This is a genomic window from Maribacter ulvicola, assembly GCF_900155985.1.
GTDB classification, from domain to species: Bacteria; Bacteroidota; Bacteroidia; order Flavobacteriales; family Flavobacteriaceae; genus Maribacter; species Maribacter ulvicola.
In genome coordinates this window covers 67,334-81,136 of the sequence record NZ_FTMA01000004.1, presented here as the reverse complement: position 1 = coordinate 81,136, position 13,803 = coordinate 67,334, and the positions used below count along the sequence as shown (strand labels likewise).

9 protein-coding genes and 1 pseudogene are annotated in these 13,803 nt (G+C 36.4%); 2 read left to right on the top strand and 8 right to left on the bottom strand.

What is annotated here, in order from left to right; all coding sequences use genetic code 11:
- Positions 1 to 86: 86 nt before the first annotated feature.
- The 8 genes and pseudogenes from porN to BW936_RS12490 all read right to left on the bottom strand — a co-directional run bounded on the left by porN (position 87) and on the right by BW936_RS12490 (position 10,883).
- On the bottom strand, positions 87 to 974 hold the full coding sequence (gene porN, locus BW936_RS12525) for a type IX secretion system ring subunit PorN/GldN (protein WP_076548745.1): 888 nt from the start codon (positions 972 to 974) through the stop codon (positions 87 to 89).
- Positions 975 to 1,038: 64 nt separating this feature from the next.
- On the bottom strand, positions 1,039 to 2,595 hold the full coding sequence (gene porM, locus BW936_RS12520; RefSeq protein ID WP_076548744.1) for a type IX secretion system motor protein PorM/GldM: 1,557 nt from the start codon (positions 2,593 to 2,595) through the stop codon (positions 1,039 to 1,041).
- A gap of 54 nt (positions 2,596 to 2,649) precedes the next feature.
- Complete coding sequence (porL, locus tag BW936_RS12515; protein ID WP_076548743.1) at positions 2,650 to 3,306, bottom strand: type IX secretion system motor protein PorL/GldL; 657 nt, start codon at positions 3,304 to 3,306, stop codon at positions 2,650 to 2,652.
- Between the two features lie 84 nt (positions 3,307 to 3,390).
- A pseudogene (porK, locus tag BW936_RS12510) lies at positions 3,391 to 4,756 on the bottom strand (type IX secretion system lipoprotein PorK/GldK).
- 121 nt (positions 4,757 to 4,877) lie between these two features.
- A complete protein-coding gene (locus BW936_RS12505) occupies positions 4,878 to 6,035 on the bottom strand; it encodes a formimidoylglutamase (protein ID WP_076548742.1) in 1,158 nt (385 codons plus the stop codon).
- 59 nt (positions 6,036 to 6,094) lie between these two features.
- Positions 6,095 to 8,599: a type I DNA topoisomerase gene (topA, locus tag BW936_RS12500; protein ID WP_076548741.1), complete on the bottom strand. Its 2,505-nt coding sequence runs from the start codon at positions 8,597 to 8,599 to the stop codon at positions 6,095 to 6,097.
- A gap of 216 nt (positions 8,600 to 8,815) precedes the next feature.
- Complete coding sequence (locus BW936_RS12495) at positions 8,816 to 10,081, bottom strand: LVIVD repeat-containing protein (RefSeq protein WP_076548740.1); 1,266 nt, start codon at positions 10,079 to 10,081, stop codon at positions 8,816 to 8,818.
- Positions 10,082 to 10,154: 73 nt separating this feature from the next.
- Positions 10,155 to 10,883: a hypothetical protein gene (locus BW936_RS12490; RefSeq protein WP_076548739.1), complete on the bottom strand. Its 729-nt coding sequence runs from the start codon at positions 10,881 to 10,883 to the stop codon at positions 10,155 to 10,157.
- Between the two features lie 150 nt (positions 10,884 to 11,033).
- Here BW936_RS12490 and miaB point away from each other — a divergent pair, with 150 nt between their 5' ends.
- Together miaB and BW936_RS12480 are read left to right on the top strand one after the other, a co-directional pair.
- Complete coding sequence (miaB, locus tag BW936_RS12485; RefSeq protein WP_076548738.1) at positions 11,034 to 12,479, top strand: tRNA (N6-isopentenyl adenosine(37)-C2)-methylthiotransferase MiaB; 1,446 nt, start codon at positions 11,034 to 11,036, stop codon at positions 12,477 to 12,479.
- Between the two features lie 20 nt (positions 12,480 to 12,499).
- Positions 12,500 to 13,786, top strand: coding sequence for a sigma-54 interaction domain-containing protein (locus BW936_RS12480; protein WP_076548737.1), 1,287 nt, complete (start codon positions 12,500 to 12,502; stop codon positions 13,784 to 13,786).
- Positions 13,787 to 13,803 lie beyond the last annotated feature (17 nt).

The following is a 13,803-nucleotide window of genomic DNA, read 5'->3' as shown; positions in this document are numbered from 1 at the left end:
GACAATTGCACAAATCATGATAAAAAACAAAAAGACCTGATCAAATGATCAGGTCCTTTTTTATATGAATTGGATTTTCAGTAAGCTTAATAAGCCCACATGTCTTGCTCTTTATCTCTAATGGTTTCTTTAATTCTTTTTGCCTCCAACAACTGAAACAAAGCGTTATCTGAAATATAATCGTCAATATTTCTATCACCTTGAATATTATCTTCTTTATAGATAACGGCATTAAACCTACGTGCATTCAATAACATATCAAATGAAATTGGCTGTGCTGAGTTCTGTGAATTAAATAATTTTGCTTCATGTAACATTTCACGAGCATCTGGATACCATACCCAAAAAAGCTCCACCATATCTGGATTTTCATCGTCCATGAAATTTACGTCTGGTGCTACTGGAGCAATACCCAAAAGACGGTATTTCAGCTCTCCCTGTCTTTTGTCAAAATACCATATACCTTTAATATGATATTCTTCTATATCAGCTGCAGAAATAGTTCTACGGGTTATATATTCTTCTGAAACAGTTTCTCCCGCATTCATTTGCTCATAGCCATAATCAAGAGTATCTACCATTTGTAAAGCATCTTTTAAATCGCCAAAAGATCTTTTTTGTGTAAAATAAGAGTCTGTATAAGTTTCTAATTTTCCACTCTTTAAATTTTTGATTAGAACGTGGTATAATGACCTTCTATCAGGCCCAATATCCATAGTATCTGTAGGATAATATAATGGGAAATTGACTCTCTCATCTAAATCTATGGTTTCCCATAAAGTCTTAGACCAAAGGATATCCCTATCATCTACATAACCATATTCTAACGGAGCGTCATTATCTACAGCCTTCTGAGCTTCTGTACGAACACCAACCTCATCTGGTTTCTTTGCATTCAATACGTTTGCTTGGGCCATCATTGATAAAGGCAACATCGTTACCGCTCCCATTACTAAAACATTTTTCCAATTCATGTTTGCTTCACTTTAAAATTAACCGGGCAAGACCATAAGGCCTACCCGGTATCATTCCATTTATTTAGTTTGTAATCTCCACAACTACTGGAGATACTTTCTTCAACTTGTACGTTTTATTGTTTGTGATATAAGCTTCGATATCAAATATTTGAACAATATCTCCTCTTTTAGCACGACCTAAAGCTTGTTTTGCCTTAGCATTCATTTTATTTCCTCTTACAGAAACAGTAGGCTGACCTGGCACTTTAAATTTAAAACCGCTTACTGCTAGGTTCAAATCAAAATCAAAGTCTTCTAAGCCCGCACCGATCGTAGCGATCTCAACATTCCTTTTTGGAAGTTTAAGACTACCCGTTTGCTTACTTACACTACCTTCCGGTCTTGGAATATCTTTAATTCTGAATTCAGATTTAGAAGATACCGACTGACCATCAGGCAAAGTTCCTGAAGCTGTAATAGTTACATTTCTACCAGTACCTGGGGTCATAACATATTTACTTCCGCTTACAGACTTAAGCCCAGGAGCAGATGCTCTTACCTTATTGTTTGGTATACCGGGTATAGAGATAGACATTGGGTTAGCAACACCTCTATACACAACATTCATTTTATCTGCTGCGATCAAAGCTGCATTAGGCTTAGAAATCGTTGCAAATGAATTATTTACTTCTACAGGAATTTCTTCACCATCTTGCTTAAAGTAAATAGTTCCTTTTACTTCATGATCACCGGCAGAACCAGAACCAATCAACATTTTAACACCACCAGCTTCTAATTTATAATCAGAACCTTCAGATAATTTTCTTCCGTCTAAAGTTAATTCAGCTCTAACCGGAGTAGAAGAATTATCAGTTTTGCTAATAATTATCTTACCATCATACTTCTCACCTGCATAATAGGCAGATTTAGTAGCAGAAAGGGATGTTGCAAAATTCTTTAAAGATACTTGGTTGGTTAACTCGCCTTCCAACATTGATTTCAAAGCTGCTTCTTCTGTAACTTTTACATCTGCCTGTAGCGCAGTTAATTTAGCTAATGAAGCAACTAAAGGATACCCTTCATAGTGATAGTTGATCCAATCTTGCATACCGTCTTTTGCCTGAACTTTACCCTCAGCGTTTCCTGTCTTAAAACGATCGATAACAGAACTTTTCAAAGATGCAGGTACAATTGCGGCAACTTTTTCGCGGTATTCATTAATTCTTTTCATAAATTCTTTTCCACCTTCTGAAAGGTTGTCTCCTTGAAAGAATTTTTGATCCAAATAATCTGACATATCCATTCTTGCATAATCCTTAGGATTTTCAAGACCTTCGGTCATCCCATTTTTAAGCGACTCTAAGTAATCATAGTACTCTTGAGACATTGCTTTAATCTGTTGAGCATTTTTATACAGCTTTTCATACTTAGCCGCATCTTCTGATGCTTTAGTTTCCAGACTACCTAAGAACGCTTCGTTACTTGCGGTGGTCATTGCGTTAGAAGTCTCTAGCTTTTCATTCATAATACCGAATGCGGCCAATACTTCTTTACTCATGTTTAATGCCAGCATTGCGATGAAAATCAAATACATTAAGTTGACCATCTTCTGACGTGGTGATTGTTTTCCTCCTGCCATGGATTTTAATTTAGATTTTTATTAATAATTGAATCGGGTTGGTAAAAATCCAAATTAGTTTTTACTCATTGCAGATAACATACCACCATATACACCATTCAATGAAGAAAGGTTAGTAGACAAAGATGCCATTTGATCTTTAAGTGCACTTGCGTTCTGAACAACTTCTTCATTCACTGAAGCTTGTTTGCTAGCACTTTCTAATTGTACTTTGTAAAGACTGTTCAAAGACTCCATCTGTGCGGCAGCCTGAACCATTTCACTAGAATATTTCTTAGTAGATTCCATTGCATCTACCGTTGGAGCAATACCCTTGGCAGCACCTTCAAAATTCTTAATGCTAGACCCTAAGCTCTCCATAAGATTTGCATCTACACCTGCTTCTTTTAACAAATCATCTAATTTCTTAGATAAAGATGCTTCTGCTTCTTTCATATCAGTTGCCTCTTGTGCTTTCTTAGGTGCTTTACCTTCACCGCCAGCTAACTCTGGGTAAACCAATGCCCAATCTAAATCGTCATCTACTGGTTCAAATGCACTGATCGCAAAAATTAATGCTTCTGTTATAAGACCTATAGCTAAAAGAATACCACCGTTTAATGGTCCTAACTCCCAGTGAAGAATTTTGAATAATGCACCAATAATTACAACTGATGCTCCTAGCCCGTAGGCCATGTTAAATAATTTTTTTGTGGATTTTGACTGTGCCATGTTAAATAAATTTAAGGTTTAATAAAAAAAAGATTTGGTTAAAAATTGAATTTGAATTTATTATAAAACTGTTATAATTATTTTTTATTGTGTGGAGTCTTCCTCTCCCATATAATCCTGTACTGTCCTGAAACCTATGTAACTACGAGCAGAATCTGCATATTCGTAATCCCTGGTGCTTACCTGCAAGAAATAAGCAACATCTTTCCAAGAACCTCCTCTAATCACTTTTCTAGTATTAGACTGATCGCCCCCGTTCGGGTTCATTGTTGATACGTAATCATAAGCACTAGGATCATAACTTGAGTTTGTCCATTCAGACACATTACCTGCCATGTTATACATGTTAAAATCGTTAGGCTCGTAAGACTTAGCTTCTACTGTATACAAAGCAGCATCTGCAGCATAATCTCCACGCTGTGGTTTAAAGTTTGCCATAAAGCAACCCGTATCACTTATAACATAAGGACCACCCCAAGGATATGTACCCCCTTCAATACCTCCTCTTGCTGCATATTCCCATTCTGCTTCTGTTGGAAGCCTAAATTGGTTTACAAATTGTCTTCCACGACTTTTATTATCGTCATTCTTGAATTTAGTTCTCCAGTTACAGAATGCTTTAGCTTGTTGCCAGCTAATACCCACTACAGGATACTCACTATAGGCATCATGCCAGAAATAGTCATTGTGCATTGGTTCATTATAAGAATATGAGAAATCTCTTATCCAAACGGTGGTATCTGGATAAATTTCTACTTCTTCTGTTCGGATAAAATCTTTACGGCTTGTATTCCCTTTTACAGAAGCTCTTGCCGCAGCTTCAATATCCATCCAACTGTACTTATACTTTAATTTTTTTACATCTATAGTACGTTGACCGTTATATGACTCTTCTTCAGACAAATAGATAGAATCCATAATTTCGGTATAATACTCATCTGGGTAGTCAGATGTATTCCAAACTAGGTCTTCATCTTTGCTTAAAGCCCTACCTTCGTATCCTGTTTCGCCCATACCTGAGTAATTATCCAACATATATTTATCATATATAGATGCTCTGGTAGTATCTGCGTCTTTAAATGCATAGTCACCAATACCGCCTTCTTCTGGGCCAATACCTAACTCATCAGCTAAAATGGCCAATTTGGTTCTAACAATAGAATCCTTTACCCATTCTACAAACTGACGATACTCACTATTTGTGATTTCAGTATCATCCATGTAAAAAGAACGTACCGTAACTGTCTTGGTAGGTGCATTCAATAATTTTCCTTGGTCTTCTTCACTCTTACCCATTATGAAAGAACCCCTTGGGATAAGTTCCATTCCATATGGTTTTTCCGGATACCATTTTTTTTCCCTGGACTCCAGTTAGCTCACCTTTCTGTTTAGACCCACAACTTGTGAGTAAAAAAACAAACGCTATAGAGGATAACAATAGCTTCTTCATACTTTAGGTTAAATTTCGATTATGGTTAAACTCAGAATACAATAATTTATTCTATCAACTAAAACTAGGTTTTATATAAAATATTGTACTAAAGTCTTATTATGCTTTAAAATAAATTTTGTTAATTAAAGCCTTTTTTGTAAGCCTTAAACCACCTTTCTGGAATCTGCTGATTACATGCGTCTACATAATCCTTCTCGGTGCAAGGTAATAACGCAGGTGTATGGGCTTTATTATGTGAAGTAAAAATAGATGGGACTTCTGTCCACCATCTTTCTGTTAATAAACTTTTGTAGAATACCAATTCTTCATCTTCGCTAGGTACATTATACTTAACAAAATCATTGGTCTTAATATATGGAGATTCCTTGATCCTAAAATTGATACCTTCTATGAAGTACCATATTATCTGCGCTATCAGCTGCTGCGACTGTACGGTATTCTCCATTTCATACAAACCGAATACAGACACCTTATCACTAATTCCAGCATATCTAGAGATTGCACAAATTTCTCTTCCATTAAACCCATTAGGGGAAAAATTTGCTGACAAAGAAATTTCACTTGCCTTAACAGATCTTAAGTCTAAACTTACCATATGTGCATTTCTAAGCACAGGTTCTGCCAAAGTAATATCGTTCGCTACCTCTCCAAGTCTGTAGGCATCGAAAAATAAACGCTCCATTAAATCAATTTCTTCCTGGGCATTAAAATAACTCTGATAGCCAATATTTGAAAAATTAAACAGATTATTTGGCTTATCGGTTATAATCTTACTCATATAAGAGTGCGAAGAAATGAGCTCATCTTCTATTCCAAAATCAAACCTGCTATCTATTGCTACCAAATTAATCATATCCCTAATACCGTCAAAGGCTCTGTATGCAGGGTAGGTTATATCTTGGGTTGCACCAAGTATAATCGGTATAATATCTTCCTCTAACAAGCCGGCAACCACCTCTTTGACAACAAAATAAGTGTCATTAACAGTAGCTCCTTCTTCTATATCACCTAAATCTACTATGGTAGTATTCCAGTTTCCTATTAGAAGCTTATAAAATTGTAATCGTATAGCAGAAACATCTAGCTTTTCATTCTTCTTTTCATAAGCATTTCTTGACTCCCTAACTCCTAAAATAGCTACCGTAGCATTTGCCAATACAGGCAAGCCATCCTTTTCAGTATGGATATAGGTATTTTTACCAATAGCTTGGCTAGGTAGTAACTCATTATGGGCTAAAACTTTGTCCGACACAGGAACTAAAAAATCAAAGGCCATTTATTGAAGTTGTTTAGAAATCATAAAATACTATACTGGTCTTAAAACCTAAAATTATATTACTTTTTTGACTTAGGCTTAGCTTTTGCCTTTTTCTTTGGTGTTTTTTTCTTTGGGGTTTTCTTCTCGATCAACTTCTGGGCTTCTTCTAAAGACATTTCAGTAACATCAACAGTCTTTGCCAATTCTACCTTTATCTTACCTTTTATTACATTATGGCGACCCCATCTTGCCTTCTCTATACGAATGCCTTCTTCTTCCCAGTTCTGAACGACCTTATCTATTTCTTTTTGCTTTTTGACCTCGATAAGCTCTACTAAATCATCATTTGACAAATTATCAAAATCATACTTTTTGTTCACGTTAATAAACATACCGTTCCATTTTATAAATGGACCAAACCTACCAACACCTTTAGTAACTTCCTTTTCTTCATACATAGCAATTGGCGCGTCTGCCTTTTGCTTTGCCACAATAAGCTCTATAGCTCTTTCCATCTCTATCTCAAAGGCACTTTCCCCCTTATCCATAGAAATGAATTTTTCTCCAAATTTTACATATGGTCCAAATCTACCTACATTGGCCAATACTTCTTCACCTTCATAAACCCCTAATTTTCTTGGAAGCTTAAAAAGATCCATAGCCTCTTCATAAGTAATGGTATTCAATGAGTGTTCTGGCAACAAACTTGCAAATGTTGGTTTCTCTTCATCATCTACAGTACCTATTTGTACCATAGGTCCAAATCTACCTAGCCGTACCGATACTTGTTTTCCGCTTTTTGGATCTTTTCCTAAAATTCTCTCCCCACTGGCACGGTCTGCATTTTCCTCAACATCCAATACATTAGGATGAAAATCCTTATAAAAATCCTTCATCATTTTCTTCCAGTCCTCATCACCGGAAGCGATCTCATCAAAGTCCTCCTCTACCTGTGCGGTAAAGTTATAATCTAATATATTGGCAAAGTTGCTCACTAAGAAATCGGTCACGATCATACCAATATCCGTTGGTACCATCTTACCTTTATCCGAACCAACATTTTCCGTAAGATTCTTTTCTTCTATTTTATCTGATGCCAATATCAATTGTTGATATTTACGTTCTGTGCCCTCTACAGTACCTTTCTCTACATATCCTCTATTAAGAATCGTAGAAATTGTTGGTGCATAAGTAGATGGTCTACCAATACCTAACTCTTCTAACTTCTTTACCAAAGATGCTTCGGTAAATCTGTACGGTGCCCTTGTAAAACGTTCTGTTGCTGAAATAAAATTATTCAACAAACGCTCACCTTCTTTCATTGCAGGCAACATACCTTCTTGTTCTTCGGCAACATCTTCTTCATCTACACCTTCCATGTACACTTTTAGGAAACCGTCAAACTTTATAACCTCACCGTTTGCCGTAAACTCTTCTGAATGCTTATCTGCCTTAATCTTTACGTTGGTGCGCTCCAATTTGGCATCGCTCATTTGAGATGCAACCGTACGCTTCCATATTAGGTCATACAACTTGGATTGATCACGCTCTAACGAGGGCGACTGATTACCCATATCCGTAGGTCTAATAGCCTCATGCGCTTCTTGAGCTCCTTTAGATTTTTTTGTAAAATTTCTGGTTTCACTATATTCTTCACCGTAATTTTTAAGAATTGCCTCTTTAGCCGATGCCAACGCTTCATTAGAAAGGTTAACACTATCTGTTCTCATATAGGTTATTAAACCTGCTTCATACAAACGTTGGGCCACCTGCATGGTCCTACCTACAGAAAAATATAATTTTCTTGATGCCTCTTGTTGTAATGTAGAAGTTGTAAATGGGGCAGATGGCGATTTCTTTGCCGGCTTTTTATCTAACTTACTTACTGAAAAATCAGCAGCTATATTTTTCTCTAAAAATACCTTTGCTTCTTCTTCCGTTGCAAAGGTTTTGTTCAACTTAGCAGAGAAAACACTACCTGCTTCGGTTTGAAACTCTGCTGCAATCTTAAATGATGCTTGCGGTTCAAATCCTTCAATATCTCTTTCTCGTTCAACGATTAACCTAACGGCTACAGACTGAACACGACCGGCAGAAAGACCCGGTTTAATTTTTTTCCAAAGTACCGGAGATAACTGGTACCCTACCAAACGGTCTAATACCCGCCTAGCCTGTTGTGCATTTACAAGATTGAAATTGATTTCCCGTGGGTTCTCAATTGCTTTTTGAATAGCTGCTTTTGTAACCGAGTTGAAAACAATACGTTTTGTCTTCTTCTTGTCTAAACCTAGCTCTTCTGCCAGGTGCCAAGAAATAGCCTCTCCCTCTCGATCCTCATCACTTGCTAACCATATAGTTTCTGCTTTATTAGCCAGACTCTTAAGCTTTTTAACTAAAGCTTGCTTGTCTTTATCTACTATATATTTAGGTGTAAAATCGCCTTCAACATCTACTCCCAACTCCTTTGAAGGTAAATCCGCAATGTGACCAAAGCTCGATTCTACCTTATAATCCTTTCCCAAAAACTTCTCTATAGTTTTCGCTTTTGCAGGAGACTCAACAATTACTAAATTTTTCGCCATCAACCTTGTTTATACCTACAAATGTATACTAAAAAATAAACTTTAGAATTTCAGGAAATTATTTTTTCCCATATTTCATTAGAGTTTAGTCTCTAAAATCATAAAAATATGGACTATACTCACTGCTATACCGCAAGGCACAAACTAATTAGAGGCTGAAACAAAAAAAAAAAGGAAAACTAAACTAGCTCCCCTTTTTTTAATCCTACAAAACTGCTATAATTGAAAAGTGCTTAACAACCTAATATCATTATCTACGTATTCATATTGAAACAGTGTTCTGTCACCGATCATCAATAACGATGATTGCAACGGTATTACATCATAAGCTACAATATCTTCAAAAACATTAATCAAAGTTATATTGGGCGCATTTGTTTTATCATACACCTTAAGACCAGAATCTCCGTCGCACACAAAAAGTGTATTCTCTTTAATACCTAGTCCGTTTGGACCATCCATCGGATAAATCACTTTTAATTCAGGCTTTTTGAGATCAGTTATATCAACTACATAAAGACCGCTTTCTGCATTACCGCAAAAATTACCTCCTTTTAAAGTTACATAAGCATAATTACCATCAACTACGACCGGGTCGCAAGCGGTACCGTGCCTAAATTCCGAGATAAATGCTGGTTTTTCAGGATTCTCTATTCCATAAATATACATCCCCTGAGAACCACCTATAAATAATATGTTTCCCTGACTATAAATGGTCTCAATATCCCAAGCCACCTGGACATCATCTAAAACTTTTACATCATCCACATCTGTAATATCAAAAATATTTATATCACTATAATCCACAACGTACAGATAATCACCAATTATTTTAAAACGTGCCAATGAACCGCCCTGCCCAGTGCTTGGCTGCGGACTCTCATTGAAACTTTCAAGAGAATCTACCACACAATCATTACAGTTATACCTAGACTCATACTCCTCTACCGACCTTCTTTCAGTCACGACCTCCCAGCCAATTATAATATCCCTATCATAATCAATAGCTCCATACTCATAAAAATCTGCTTGTGGATATTCCGCATCCGCAGCCCAAATGCCATTATTATAAATAGCATTTACTATACGGGCAATTATTGTAATATTATTAATGTCCGATATGTCAAAAATGACCAAATCACCATAACTATCCGCATAGATTTTATCGTCTTTTATAGAAATATCATTATTCCCTTCTAACGTAATAAAAGCAATACTTTTTGGCGATGAAGGATTCTGATTGTCTATCACATGAAAACCCTTATTTACATCATTGATAAAAATATAATTACCATACGCATATATTTTACCCGATGACACCACTGGAACCGGCTCTGATACAGAAACGGCTTCTGCTTTAAATGAAATTGCATCTTGTAGAATGGGTCTTGCCACTTGGTAATTTTCATAAGGACCGTCATCATCACAGGATACAAATGCCGACAAGGCTATGGCGCAAAAAACAAATACTATATTCTTCATGGTCTATAATTTAACTGGTTGTAACCATTAGATGAATAATCACCTAATAGTTGCGTTATCAACAAGTTAAAATTTACGCTACCTTATTAAATCCCACCCCATCTTTATACATATAATACACAGGCACCTTCCCTAACATTGCAGTAAATAACACTCCTACACAACACAAAATGAAGCCCAGTTGCGCCACAAATGCCGATACTAGTACCAAACCAAATATGACCAACCAGTTCTTATTTCCTAAAGTAAAACTCGCCTTTACCATTTCTAGCGGAGATAAGTCATTTGAAAATGCCAAAAAAGCTGGTATTAGTGACATAGGAACCATTACGTAGAACAAACCCACACCACACGCAAGTGCTCCGGCAATAGACAGCCCTAAAACGTATAAAGCAAGAATAAAGACTTTACCTAAACGTCCCTCTTTAAAGTAATAGAAGTAATCATCATTAGTTTCTTCCTCTAAATCTTTTTCTTTACATATTTTTAAAAATGCCGCGTTCAACGCTAAAGCAAATGTCGTCACCCCTACCATAAATACCGGCATAAGAATTGCCATTGCAATAGCCACCATTGGCGGTAACTCATTATGTCTAAGTGCTTCTGGATCAGTAATGCCCATGGCGATCATAGGAATATACAGCACCAAATAAAATGGAAGGATTACAACGAACGTCAACAGCAAAACAAGAAAGCCTTGCAACCATACTTTTTTAAACAGCTCAATAGACCTACTGAATATGGTACCAAACTCTAAATCTGGTTTCGTTTTAATGTATTGTGTTAAGTTTTCTAAATTCATATGTATTAGTGGTTATAATTGGTGATAAAACTAAATAATTTTCATGTGTAAAGCCTAAACAATCCCTAAATATTCATGTCATATTGTCATATTTTTGATTATAATAGTATCTTTGCCGTCCAAAATATTTTATTGCAACGTATTACAAAAATGGAGAAAACCATAGACGAAAATGTACAGGGCACAACTTTGATAGTTGAAGGAAAAGAAATGAACAAACGCAACCTTTTTATAGAGAGTTACGGATGCGCCATGAACTTTGCCGACAGTGAAATTGTTGCATCTATCTTAGCGACCGAAGGTTTTAACACCACCCAAACGTTAGAAGATGCCGATTTAGTACTTGTAAACACCTGTTCTATTCGAGATAAAGCCGAACAGACTATACGCAAAAGATTGACCGAATATAATAAGGTTAAAAAATCTAGACCACATTTAAAAGTAGGAGTTCTAGGCTGCATGGCAGAACGCCTAAAAGACAAGCTTTTAGACGAGGAAAAAATTGTAGATATGGTTGTAGGACCAGACGCTTATAAAGATTTACCTAACTTAATTAAAGAAGTTGATTCTGGTAGAGATGCCGTTAATGTAATTCTTTCTAAAGATGAAACCTATGGTGATATTGCTCCTGTAAGATTAAATACCAACGGAGTAACAGCTTTTGTATCTATTACCAGAGGTTGCGATAATATGTGTACTTTTTGCGTAGTACCTTTTACAAGAGGTCGCGAACGTAGTAGAGACCCACAATCTATTTTAGCAGAAATCAGCGAGCTTTCATCAAAAGGGTTCAAAGAAATTACACTTCTTGGACAGAATGTTGACAGTTACCTATGGTATGGCGGCGGACTAAAGAAAAATTTCGTGAATGCAACCGATATGCAAAAAGCGACCGCCACTAACTTTTCTAAACTATTGGAAATGGTAGCTTTGGCAAACCCTAAAATGCGCATTCGGTTTTCAACATCCAATCCGCAAGACATGACCTTGGACGTGATCAGAACAATGGCCAAACACAAAAATATTTGCAATCATATTCACTTACCTGTACAAAGTGGCAGTAATCGCATTTTAAAGGAAATGAATCGTCTACACACTATAGAAGAGTATTTTGAACTAACAGATGAAATTAGAAAAATTTTACCTGACTGCTCTATTTCCCAAGATATCATAACAGGTTTCCCTACAGAAACAGAAGAAGACCATACAGCTACATTAAAAGCCTTGGAACATGTAAAATATGATTTTGGCTATATGTATGCGTATTCTGAAAGACCCGGTACCATGGCCGGCAGAAAAATGGAAGATGATGTACCAGAGGCAACAAAAAAGAGACGCCTTTCTGAAATTATAGCTTTACAAAGAAGCCACTGTCAATTTAGAACCGAAAAACATGTTGGTAAAACACAAGAGGTTTTAATTGAAGGAACCTCTAAAAAATCTGAACGAGAATGGATGGGCAGAAATAGCCAAAGTACCGTAGTAGTTTTTCCAAAAGAGCATTACAAGGTGGGCGACTTTGTAAACGTACAAATTAATGATTGTACTTCTGCCACTCTAAAAGGTGTTGCAGTTGGGTATTCTGATAATAACTAAATTTATAGTAGCCATTTTATATGGAAAGCATACAAAGTATAAAACAACGTTTTGAAATTATTGGGCAAGACCCAAAATTAAATCGTGCTCTAGAAAAAGCAATGCAAGTTGCCGCAACTGACATTTCTGTTCTAGTTACTGGTGAAAGTGGTGTTGGTAAAGAATCTATTCCAAAAATTATTCATTCTCTTTCTCACAGAAAGCACGCTAAATATATTGCCGTTAACTGTGGCGCAATTCCTGAAGGTACTATTGACAGTGAACTTTTTGGCCACGAAAAAGGTGCTTTTACAGGGGCTACACAAACAAGAAGTGGTTATTTTGAAGTTGCCGATGGCGGTACCATATTTTTAGATGAAGTTGGTGAACTGCCACTAACTACCCAAGTACGACTATTACGCGTACTTGAAAACGGTGAGTTTTTAAAAGTTGGATCGTCTCAAGTGCAAAAAACCGATGTACGTATTGTTGCGGCTACCAATGTGAATATGTTTGAAGCCATTAAGAAAGAGCGATTTCGCGAAGATCTATATTATCGTTTAAGCACGGTAGAAATCAATATTCCTCCGTTACGTGAACGCCAAGGTGATATTCATCTATTGTTCAGAAAATTTGCCTCTGATTTTAGTCAGAAATACAAGATGCCGACCATAAGACTAGATGACAATGCCGTGTCGTTATTGATAAAGTATAGGTGGCCTGGTAATATTCGCCAACTAAGAAATATCGCAGAACAAGTTTCGGTACTTGAAGAGAACAGAGGCATTACAGCTGCAACCTTACATGGCTACCTGCCAAACAACACTACAAGCAATTTACCGGCGGTTGTCTCTAATTCAAAATCTGAAAGTGATTTCAGTAACGAAAGAGAAATACTGTACAAAGTATTATTTGATATGAAAGGCGACCTCAACGACCTAAAAAAGTTGACGATGGAGCTATTAAAAAATAATGATTCTGAAAAGGTTCAAAAAGACAATGAAAACCTGATCCGTAAAATTTACGGCAATGATGACGAAGAAGATGCCGATATAGAACACGATACGCAAGAAGATTCTTCTATAAACCTCTTACACCTACCTGAACCTAAACAAGAAGATACGTCCATTATACAAGATTCTTATGAGGACAAATATCATTTTGCCGAAGAAATTCAAGAAGAAGAAACCCTATCTTTACAGGAGAAGGAAGTAGAATTGATCAAAAAATCTTTAGAACGTAACCGCGGAAAAAGAAAAGCTGCTGCAACAGAACTAGGTATTTCTGAACGAACCCTTTACCGCAAAATAAAACAGTACGATCTTTAATCTAACATGAATCCCAA